The following is a 7382-nucleotide window of genomic DNA, read 5'->3' as shown; positions in this document are numbered from 1 at the left end:
TCGATTCTCTGAAAGAGCAGTTCGTAGGTAAAGCAATCGTGGTCGCTGGGAAGCAGGTCAAAGATGTTGGTTGGAAACAGCAAATGCTGGTTGAACTCAACAGGGCTATCCTTGAATTTTGGAGGTGGAGACATTTGGCATCATTATATTTGGTTTTGAGGTTTATCATAACTGATTTGGCTATTCTCGGTCAGCCTCCTAGGTGCTGAAGACGGTGTCAGTTACATGAGTGGCTATAGCATGTCAAAACGCAACCTTATCCGGGAGTCGCTGAAAGTGGCGCTGTAACCTTCAGCCAGTTACAATCATCAGTCATTATCTAAGACCGTGCCGCCATGGATATCAGTCACTTAAGAGAAGAGTACACTCAAGCAGGCCTCAACCGGGACAACCTCGATGAGAACCCGTTTGCCCAGTTCGAGTTATGGTTTCAACAAGCAGAACAGGCGCAACTGCCTGAGCCCAACTCAATGAGTTTGGCGACAGCTGACGCTGACGGCGTTCCTTCTTTAAGAACTGTGTTGCTCAAATATTTTGATGATTCCGGTTTTGTGTTCTTCACTAACTACAGCAGCAATAAATCCAAAGACATCACCAGCAACCCACAAGTTGCCATTATGTTTCCCTGGATTCCCCTTGAACGACAGGTCATTGTGCGCGGCCGGGCAGAAAAGATTTCTACTGCTGAATCTCTGAAATACTTCACCAGTCGTCCGGAAGGCAGCCAGCTTGGTGCCTGGGTTTCTCATCAAAGCTCGGTCATCACTGGCCGCAAAGTGCTGGAGATGAAGCTGGAAGAAATGAAACGTAAATTTAAAGAAGGAAAAATCCCACTGCCGGATTTCTGGGGTGGCTATCGCGTCGTGCCTGAGAAAATCGAATTCTGGCAAGGCCGACCAAGCCGACTCCATGATCGCTTTCTCTATACACGACTTCCGTCTAACAATTGGCAAATAGAACGGTTGGCACCTTGAGGATTCGAACATGAGTCAGGAAGCTGCAGCACGCATTGCCGTCAGAGAGTCTCTGATTGATCTGGTCAATCAAAACCAGACGTTTCGAGAAGCGGTCGAAGCGGATAACGGCTTACCGGTCTGGATTATGGAAGCCGGAGAGAACGACGACGCCCGCTCAATGGCGGCGAATGCTGCGACAAAACTGACGTATCTCGAAACACAGAATAAACAGGAAACCGCAAGGCTGACAGGTTTGATTGGTGTTTCTGCCACCACCATGGAACTTGGGCAACAACTGAATCAGTGTCGTGACGATTTCAAAACAGCCATCGCCAATTTTCGTAAACTCTTTGGCGACAGTGTCGAAGCCATTGAACAGGCATCTGAAGATTTACGAGATGGGTTATTAGGTGGTTTACAGATCAAACATCTGCATTTTGTGCAATGCTACCGGCAACTGAAACTGTTTCCCGAACCGCCAAAGCGTGTTGGTTTCAGCTGGGCTGCCAGCCACAGCGGTACCGTTCGATTAACGGCAGAAGAAGCCATTGAACACTTCCAGAAAAAATACATCGCCTCCGTTGCCATCAATGACGATATACGACTATTGGAATGTATGCCAAAGACAGAAGTCGTTATTATCAAGCGCATACTGGCTCCCCATCTGCGAGCCAACATCACCTGGTCAAATGATATAAAAGCACTGAGGGATACCGATGCCACTCTGAAGAAACATTATCCGGCACAAATTAACTCACCTTTGCCGTTGTTTATTCAGCTGACTCCCGGACAGCCGCTACCAGAATTCAACCGTATCCGACCTTTTGATCCAACAGCCAGACAGGAACGGCTACAACGCAGCGATGCCCGCCTGGTGAAAATCAACGATAATCCTCATTCAAGGATTTATCGCTACGCCTGATAAAAGTCAGGCTTCCAGCGAAGGCAGATAAGCTTCCAGATCCGTACACCCACCGACGTATTGTTCACCGTGAAAAATCTGCGGCACGGTTTCTACGGTTTTACCCACGGTCTTGGAGAGATCCGCCTTGCTGATGCCTTCTTCGTAGATATCAACGTACTTATAAGGATACCCTTTTGCATCCAGCAACTGTTTGGCACGAACACAGAAGCCGCAACCCGGGCGACCAAAAACAGTAAACCTTTCCATTATGATGCTCCATTGGATTAGTAATCAGGATCGCACTATAACGCCAGGAGATGGCCTTTGGCATTCAATATTTTTACTGCCTCTCTTAGCGCCACACGTCCCTGCTTCTCACCAGAATAATCACAGACTCTAACGACGGATGCCCATGACTGATTCTGCAGAACACGCCGTACCAGAAGACTGACATCCACAGTTTCAGGCGTATCGGATAAAGTAATCAGAACAATGGCTTTTTTGATAGCGTGAACACAGTTTTCATATTGCCGCTGACCTTCACAAAAGGAATATAATTCCTGCCAGTCACGCTCTGACATCTGCCAAAGCCCGTGACGTTGAACATCATCAGACAAACTCTTGAAGAGAGCCGCCACCAGTTCAGGATCAAAATCACGCAGCTCATCCATTAACAACCAGTGGAACTGGTCAATAAAAGCCCCTTTGGCTTCTGCAACCAATTGACTGCCAGCCGCCGAAATGGGTTTTAACATCATGGCAGAATGAGTGCCACTGGCCGAATCTCGGGTCAGCCCGACTCTGACAGCCTCGTAACCAGAATCCGACCAAAACGTCAGAAGGTCCTTAGTTACACCGTACAGAGTTCCTAAATAATCAACACCCTGTTCTGTTGCAAAGTCCTGAAAAGCAATCAGCATTTCCTTTCCCAGCCCTGAGCGCTGACAGTCCGGATGAACGGCAATTCGAATTACCCTCATACCCGACAATGCAATAGCATCCGGCAAACCAAGATGATTACTCAGGGACTGAGGCAAAAGATGGCCACGCACCCGCCGCTGACCAAGCCAGATACCGTCCTGCAACTCGGGTTCAATACCACCTTCTCTTGCAGCAAGCAGCACGCCCACCAATTTTCTCTGGGGAGAAAAAAGACCAAAGGTTGATATGTTGCCACCGTCCAATAATTGTCTTAAATCGAACGGACTGGTTTGGTAATGAGCCAGCACCAAAAGACCAAACAATTGCTGCAGCAACGTTTCATCAGCAATCAGCGCCTGCGGTGACAACTCACGGAACTGGCAAAGCTTTGGATCAAAGGATTCGTCGTCTTCGATCTCAACAGGCGCGGCATTTAATAACAACGCGGAAAACACAAACGCTTCCAGAGGGTCTCCTGCCCGCCACCGGACGGGCTCCGTCAACCTGGTTTCCTGCCATTGAGGTGCTTGCTCATTGAGTATCTTTTTAAAACGTATGGCAAAACCACGCCCAGTACCTTCGTAGCCATGAACCGTGGTCGCATAAACAAGGCGGCTGTAACTCTGCAGCATAATTTCCAGCAGCGGGGTGGGTATGGCGGCAGCCTCATCCACCAGTAAAAATGAGGTTTCCGGTTGGGTGCGAATAAGATCATCTGGCGAAATAAAGCGCACTTTTGCCATCAGTTCAGCGCTGTTGTTTCCCAGCTCATGTTGCAGATGGAAAAAAAAGACATCTGCCGTTTTTCTTGCCGGAGCAGTAATGAGAATTTGCTCAAGCCCTTCTTTAAGCAGCTGCGCTGCGGCAATGCCCAACGCAGCACTTTTACCTCGACCACGGTCTGCAGTCATCACCAGAGGGCGACGACGGTGGCCTCGTACCACTTTATGTATCGCCTCCACGGCTTGCTGTTGGGATAACGTTTTGTAGGGTGACGAAGCAATATCCTGAGGAATATCAGACGACGGTGACCGTTGTTGAATCCGAATTTCACCACTTTGACACCAGAGCGATAATTGATCAGAAGTGCGAACCAGAGCAGACAATCTCTGCAAATACCAACCTGAAACCGCTTCCTCCGATTGGGGGTACACCTGCATCCGTCGATGTTCCGGGTCTGCATAATAACGCCAGTCATTCAGCGGTGGCACGAGCAGAACGAACAAACCACCGGCGCATAATGTGCCGCTGATCGCCCCAAACGCATCCACATCAAAACCGGCGAACGCATCAAAAATAATATGCTGATGCTCTCGACCTAACCGTTCACGGGTTTTGTTTGCTTTTATGAGCTCAATATTGGCAAGGTCGGCACAGCCTAAAGCTGGCAACTCTCCCTGCTCGCCAACCCACAGTAATTTTTGATTATTTAACAGCCCTACGACTTCTGCCGCCTGATCAAAACACCAGCTCTTTTCACCGGAGAGCACTAACAAACGACGCTGGCCACATTGACTGGCCGCCGTTGTCAGTGACCGAACCAGATCTTGAATAATCGAAGTCGACTCATCCATACCGATCAGGACTCTTTCACCTCAGAATCCCCATTGTCGGATTCATCCAGCAACAGATAGGCTTTTTCAATCACTACCGGCTCAACGGGAACATCACCATAAGGGCCTCTATTGCCAGTCTTTACACGGGCAATCTGGTCAACAATGTCCATCCCTTCAACTACACGCCCAAAAACCGTGTATCCGGGCTTGCGGGACTGGCCATCCAGAAAATGATTATCTTTCAAATTAATAAAGAACTGCGACGTGGCGCTATCAACAATCTGTGTGCGAGCCATCGCTACGGTTCCACGATGATTTTCCAAACGACCACGCTGCATGGATTCATTTTTAATGGGTTTCTCAGTTTCTTTCTGAGTCATGTCCGGCGTAAAGCCACCGCCTTGAACCATAAAACCATTAATCACCCGGTGAAAAATCAAACCGTCGTAAAAGCCGTTGTCCACATAGTTAATAAAATTACTGACCGAAACAGGCGCTTCGGCTTCCGCCAGATCCAGAACGATGTTCCCTTTATTGGTCTGCAGAACAACCTGACTCACAGCATCGACAACGGACTCTGGCTTACCACCCTGCTCAGTCGCCAGAGTATAACCACTCACCATGATAAACAGGCTGGCCAGCAACCACTTTCCAAATACGTTCATTTCTCACCCTTGAATCGTTACATGTTCGTTAATAGTAAATGCACTGAAGGCAAAACAAAAAGCGCATTACATAATAACCGAGTACATGAAGCAGGAAATAGAAATATGCGCTGCGAGGTCTTGCAAATAGCGAGCTATTGGGTAATATACGCAGCGTCTTGAGGGATCACTCCATTCAAGACAGCGTCGGAGCGTAGCGCAGCCTGGTAGCGCACCACAATGGGGTTGTGGGGGTCGGAGGTTCAAATCCTCTCGCTCCGACCAAATCTTCTCACCCTATTTCTAATTATTATTTCCCAGCTTATCTTTGAACCTATTCTGAATATATCACTCAGTATTCTTTTATCTCTTCAAAAAGCCAGAGAAAGATTATCATGGGATTAGATACTAAAGAGTCAGGGTCAACATCCCTTCCTAATATCTACCTTAAAGCTCCACATAGTACTACCAACGATTCAACGAGACACATAACATCTTATGGAAGACTTGCTCGCTACAACGAAGCGGTCTGTAACCGCGCATTCGAATTACTGGCTTGGAGCGTGAGATCGCCTCTTGAGGCAAGAAAGATTCGCGAAATAGGTATACAAGACAAAAGCGAACCCAGGCTTTTATAAAAATCCATCTAATAAGAAAAACTCCGCTAAGCGCTGAGTTGTACTTCGTTCCCATGCTCCAGAGGCTGTCGCCCCCCTGGTTCCCATGCTTTGCGTGGGAACCCATACTTCTAACCCATTGTAATTAAAGGCTATGCATTCCCACGCAAAGCATGGGAACGAGATGTTTGGGGTTTTGCGACACCCTCGCTCCAGCGTGGGAATGAGGCTATAGACTTTTTATAGGGGGAATTCTTGATATTAAAAACACCCCCAGACCGAGGGAGCGTCATCAATCCCCGTAGGTCGGTAATTCTGAAAGAATTGCCGACATCTCGCAGGCCTATAGGTGCTGATTGTCGGCAATCCTTTGGGTTACCGACCTTGTATCTACGACACTTTCCCACAGAAAAGAGGCTGTCGCAAAAGCACTGGTTCCCATGCTCTGCGTAGGAACGAGATCATAACGTACCAGCAAAAGCTTGTTCACTAAGAGAGTTGAATAGATGCTCCAGCCCTAAATTAACTTGTTTGCACTCTCCAGTTTCTTCTTGGTAGTAAAGTAGATACATGCAAACCTATCTTGTGTATCTATTGGCGTTAGAGTCAGCGGTACACTGTTACAAATTGTCTTGTTCATATAGGGTACTGTCGTATTTGATGCCATTTTGATCATATATGATTTTTGAAATGACAATGCATACATCAGAAAAATCTGGTTTACATCCGGTGATTTAAGGAAAGCATGTAACTGTTGATTTATAACCATGTCACCACCTGCAATGGAAGTAATTACTCAAAAACCCGTTTTTAGCCCACACGACACCCAACGTGCAGCACGTTCTATTTCATCTGCCAACCTCGGGAATGTCCCGCTACCTGTCAGCCTATCTGTTAAATAGTGCCAGAATGAAAGCCCGTATTGTCTGCAGGTTTTCTTAAGACTTGCAAAGGTATCCAGACTCTGTCGTCCGCTCTCGCTTTTGGTGCCACCACTGATTTTACGCCGTTTGACGTGCTCCCTAATCTGACTTTCACTGAGATTGTTATGTAAAGGCAACTCCAGATGATCCAGAACCATCAGCAGCTCTTCCTCAATCACTGCTAAACCTGATAATCCTTCCTGCAGGGCTGAACAGCCGGTTTGTGTCTGGATAAGGCTCTTAAAAGCCAATCTGATTCTGGCTGCTTTTTCATCCGATGGAGATGCTTTGAACGCCTTAAGATGACGATAAATATCCCAGAACCAGGTCAAGCACCAATATTGAGCACTAACCTGATGATCGTTGACCGGAATGGCTTTCTCTAACGGCCTGGCAGCATGTACCCAGCACTGGGCATGGGCAAACACATTAAACTGTCCGGCACCATCACTGAATGTGACCAGATTGAATCCGTGATTCATCAGGCTACCGTAGAGCATGGCCTCAGTCGCCCTTTGTCGATTCCTTGAACCTGTCAGACCGATGTCGTCCATAAAGGCTCTCCAGGCTTTTTCGCTGAGAAAATGCACATCCTGATATTGCTTCAGTATGTTCACCCATTTCCTGGCAAATTTGTGCTCACTGAGATAGTGGATCGCGTCAGCATTCAGTACATAGGTTCGGTAGGGGCGATGCAGTAAAGTCAGGAAGTTTTCCCTGCTCTTGCTTCCGGTTGTACCAAACCAAGTGAACAGTTCATTGGTAATAACAGTGCAATAGCCATTTTGACCCTGATGTCTTGAACCAGTGTCGTCGGTTTGCAGATAACGTGAACAGCGGATACCTGTCGCCAGTAGTTCG

The 7382-nt window shown here is 47.6% G+C and carries 6 protein-coding genes and 1 tRNA gene; 3 read left to right on the top strand and 4 right to left on the bottom strand.

Going from position 1 to position 7382, the window contains the following annotated elements; genetic code table 11:
* The first annotated feature begins 335 nt into the window (after positions 1–335).
* Both pdxH and AKL11_RS20245 read left to right on the top strand, forming a co-directional pair.
* On the top strand, positions 336–974 hold the full coding sequence (pdxH, locus tag AKL11_RS20250) for a pyridoxamine 5'-phosphate oxidase (RefSeq protein ID WP_067521244.1): 639 nt from the start codon (positions 336–338) through the stop codon (positions 972–974).
* Between the two features lie 10 nt (positions 975–984).
* Positions 985–1878, top strand: a complete 894-nt coding sequence (locus tag AKL11_RS20245) for a hypothetical protein (RefSeq protein WP_067521241.1) — start codon at positions 985–987, stop codon at positions 1876–1878.
* Positions 1879–1884: 6 nt separating this feature from the next.
* Here AKL11_RS20245 and AKL11_RS20240 read toward each other — a convergent pair whose 3' ends face one another.
* The 3 genes from AKL11_RS20240 to AKL11_RS20230 are packed head-to-tail and all read right to left on the bottom strand — an operon-like array spanning position 1885 to position 5002.
* Positions 1885–2127, bottom strand: a complete 243-nt coding sequence (locus tag AKL11_RS20240) for a GrxA family glutaredoxin (protein WP_067521238.1) — start codon at positions 2125–2127, stop codon at positions 1885–1887.
* 35 nt (positions 2128–2162) lie between these two features.
* Entirely contained in the window at positions 2163–4355 is a 2193-nt protein-coding gene (locus AKL11_RS20235; RefSeq protein WP_095210564.1) for a tRNA(Met) cytidine acetyltransferase TmcA, read from the bottom strand.
* Positions 4356–4360: 5 nt separating this feature from the next.
* Positions 4361–5002 (bottom strand): peptidylprolyl isomerase, encoded by a 642-nt coding sequence (locus tag AKL11_RS20230; RefSeq protein WP_067521234.1) that lies wholly within the window; start codon positions 5000–5002, stop codon positions 4361–4363.
* 187 nt (positions 5003–5189) lie between these two features.
* Here AKL11_RS20230 and AKL11_RS20225 point away from each other — a divergent pair.
* Positions 5190–5266 (top strand) — tRNA-Pro (locus AKL11_RS20225).
* Positions 5267–6394: 1128 nt separating this feature from the next.
* On the opposite strand, the gene AKL11_RS20215 is transcribed toward AKL11_RS20225, so the two are convergent.
* Positions 6395–7382 (bottom strand): IS66 family transposase (locus AKL11_RS20215; RefSeq protein WP_172807339.1); only part of this gene is annotated, 988 nt, incomplete at its 5' end.

The sequence above is a fragment of the Endozoicomonas ascidiicola genome, assembly GCF_001646945.1.
Taxonomy (GTDB): Bacteria; Pseudomonadota; Gammaproteobacteria; order Pseudomonadales; family Endozoicomonadaceae; genus Endozoicomonas; species Endozoicomonas ascidiicola.
This window is presented reverse-complemented; position numbering and strand designations above follow the sequence as displayed.

Bases quoted from the DNA above. Each gene is read 5' to 3' on its own strand.
- AKL11_RS20245 (WP_067521241.1), top strand. From the start codon at position 985: ATGAGTCAGGAAGCTGCAGCACGCATTGCCGTCAGAGAGTCTCTGATT.
- pdxH (WP_067521244.1), top strand. From the start codon at position 336: ATGGATATCAGTCACTTAAGAGAAGAGTACACTCAAGCAGGCCTCAAC.
- AKL11_RS20230 (WP_067521234.1), bottom strand. From the start codon at position 5,002: ATGAACGTATTTGGAAAGTGGTTGCTGGCCAGCCTGTTTATCATGGTG.
- AKL11_RS20235 (WP_095210564.1), bottom strand. From the start codon at position 4,355: ATGGATGAGTCGACTTCGATTATTCAAGATCTGGTTCGGTCACTGACA.
- AKL11_RS20240 (WP_067521238.1), bottom strand. From the start codon at position 2,127: ATGGAAAGGTTTACTGTTTTTGGTCGCCCGGGTTGCGGCTTCTGTGTT.